Raw genomic sequence first — 3133 nt, forward strand, 5'->3', positions numbered from 1 at the left:
GCGTCACCCCCACCCACCGGGACGACATAGGCGACCAGACGCTTGTCGCCGGACGTGTCCTCCCGTACCACCACAACGACCTGCGCCACCCGCTCGTCAGCGGCCAGCACCGCCTCGATCTCACCGGGCTCGATACGGAAACCACGGACCTTCACCTGCTCATCGACCCGGCCGACGTACTCCAGATTCCCCTCCGCCGTCCAGCGGGCTCGGTCGCCGGTCCGGTACATCCGCTCGCCCACGCCACCGAACGGGCACGCCACGAACCGCTCGGCGGTCAGCCCGGCACGGCGCACATACCCCCGGGCGAGTGCGGCACCGGCGACGTACAGCTCCCCGACGACTTTGGGCGCCACGGGAGCGAGTGACTCGTCCAGGACGTACAGCCGCGTGTTGGCGATAGGTGTCCCGAGGGGGGTGCCCAGCGGCATGCGGTCGGGCGTGGTGCCGTCGGCAGGCAGCATGTCGGAGAAGCGTCCGGTGGCCACACCGATGGTGGTCTCGGTGGGGCCGTAGTGGTTGAAGACCCCTCGGTCTCCGGCCGCCGAGAGCAGTTCCCGCACCCACGGGAGCGACGCGGCCTCTCCGCCCAGCACCAATGAGCGGGCCGGCAGCAGGCCCGCCGCACCGCCGGCCGCGGTCAGCGCCGCCAGATGCGAGGGGACCGCCTTCACGTAGTCGATGGCGTTGGCCGCCAGATATTCCGCCACCGCCGCCGGATCGGTCACGGCCCGCTCGTCCAGGACGTGCAGCCGGCCGCCCGTGGCGAGGCTGGCGAACACCACGGTGTTGCCGAGGTCGGTCACCTGGGCCTGGAGGAGCGCGTAACGGCCGCCGGGCTCCCCGAAGCCGACCCGGGCCGGCACCGAGGACACGTAGTTGGCCAAGGAGTCGTGCGTGACCGCGACGCCCTTAGGACGTCCCGTCGAGCCGGACGTGTAGATCACGTACGCCAGCCGCGCGGAGGACGTGGGTGTTCCCGGAGCGGTGGCCGGGGACTGCGCGACCTCGGCCATGACGGCCGGGTCGTCCAGAGCCACCACGGCGGGCACCTCGTCGGCGGGCAGGACGTCGAGCACATCCCGCGTGCCCAGCAGCATCTGGGCGCCGCTGTCGGCCAGCATGAACACGATCCGCTCCGCCGGCAGCTCCACGTCGACGGGGAGGTACGCGCCCCCGGCCTTCCAGACCGCCAGGATCGCGTAGATCATCTCGATGCCGCGCGGCAGGCACAGCGCCACCACCGACTCCGGAACCACACCACGGCCCACCAGGTACCGGGCCAGCCGGTTCGTGCGCTCGTCCAGCTCGGCGTAGCTCACCTCCAGGCCGTCCGCCACGAGGGCCAGCGCATCCGGTGTCCGCACGGCGTGCGCCTCGAAGAGTTCCGGCACCGACAGCTCGGGCGCGCCGGCCGCGGTGTCGTTCCATTCGGCGAGCACCTGCCGCCGCTCGTCCGCGCTCAGCACGTCGACCTCGCGGAGCCGGGTCTGCGGACGGGCGGACAGCAGCTCCAGCACCTGTGCCCAGCGCTGCGCCAGCCGCTCGGCGCTCTCCATGTCGAACAGGTCCGCCGCCACGGTCAGGGATCCACGGATTCCCACCGGCTCGCCCTCGTCGTCGAAGACCTCACCCAGGCTCACGGAGACGTCGAACTTCACCGCCGACAGCTCCGCCGTCATCTCCTCGGTCCTGAGACCGGGAAGATCCACCACCGCTTCGGCGGTGTTCTGGAGCGTGAGCATCACCTGGAAAAGGGGGTGACGGGAGAGGGAGCGGGCCGGTGCCAGCTCCTCGACGAGCCGCTCGAACGGCACGTCCTGATGCGCGTACGCCCCGAGGCTCGCCGCACGCACCCGCGCCAGCACCTCACGGAACGTCGGGTCGCCCGACAGGTCCGTTCGCAGCACCAGTGTGTTGACGAAGAAACCGACGAGGTCGCGCAAAGCCGCATCGGTACGCCCGGCGATCGCGGACCCGATGGGGATGTCCCTGCCCGCGCCCAGCCGGGAGAGCAGCACCGAGAGGGCCGCCTGCAGCACCATGAACACCGTCACGCGCTCGTCACGGGCCAGCTTCGCGAGCTGCGCGTGGACATCGGCCGGGATGTCGAGCGGAACGCTGTGCCCCTGATGGCTGGCGGCCACAGGGCGCGGCCGATCGAACGGAAGCGCCAGCTCCTGGGGAGCTCCGTCCAACGCCTCACGCCAGTAGCCGATCTGACGGTTCAACAAGCTCTGCGGGTCGTCCTCCGCGCCAAGGAGTTCCTGCTGCCACAGGGTGTAGTCCGCGTACTGGACGGGCAGCGGCTCCCACTCCGGTGCCCGGCCCGCACACCGCGCTGCGTACGCCACGGAGACGTCCTGGGCCAGCGGTCGCATCGACCAGCCGTCCCCCGCGATGTGGTGCACGACCAGCGTCAGCACATGCTCGTCCGGCCCGGCCGCGAACAGCCACGCCCGGACGGGCACGTCCACGGACAGGTCGAAGGCATGCCCCGCCGCGGCGGCGACGGCGCCGTCCAGCTCCTCCGGTGCCACCTCCACCACCTGGAGCTCCCAATCCAGGTCCTGCAGACCGAGGACGCGCTGGTAGGGCTCTCCGCCTTCGACGGGGAAGGCCGTGCGCAGCACCTCGTGCCGGCCGAGCACATCGCGTAACGCGGCGGCCAGCGCCTGCCGGTCCACTGCGCCCGACAGCCTCAGTGCGACCGGGATGTTGTACGTGGCGCTCGGTCCCTCCAGCTGCTGGATGAACCACAACCGGCGCTGCGCGAACGACAACGGGATCATCAGGACTCCTCCTGGCGACGCATCGGCCGCAATGCCGGCCTAGCTGATTTTTGGTCTCCGACCAGACGCGCGAGCCCGGCCGCCGTCGGTGCCTCGAATATGTCTGCGATACGTACGTCGATCCCGAGGGCCTCTCGGATCGAGCTGACGAGCTCCATGGCCAACAGGGAATGCCCGCCGAGCCGGAAGAAGTCGTCGTCCACGCCCACGCTCTCCAGGCCGAGGATTTGGGCGAAAGCAGCGCACAGGATTTCCTCGCGGGCGTTGGCCGGCCCTCGGCTGCTGGTAGCGGTGTATTCAGGGGCGGGCAGGGCCTTGCGGTCCAGCTTGCCGTTCACGGT

At 70.7% G+C, this 3133-nt stretch carries 2 protein-coding genes; both read right to left on the reverse strand.

What is annotated here, in order from left to right; translation table 11 throughout:
* On the reverse strand, positions 1-2792 hold a 2792-nt coding region (locus ACIBB8_RS37725; RefSeq protein WP_398959915.1), incomplete at its 3' end, for an amino acid adenylation domain-containing protein.
* Positions 2792-3133 (reverse strand): phosphopantetheine-binding protein (locus ACIBB8_RS37730; protein ID WP_398959917.1); only part of this gene is annotated, 342 nt, incomplete at its 5' end. The genes ACIBB8_RS37730 and ACIBB8_RS37725, both read right to left, overlap by 1 nt.

The organism is Streptomyces sp. NPDC051286 (assembly GCF_044455345.1).
GTDB lineage: Bacteria > Actinomycetota > Actinomycetes > Streptomycetales > Streptomycetaceae > Streptomyces.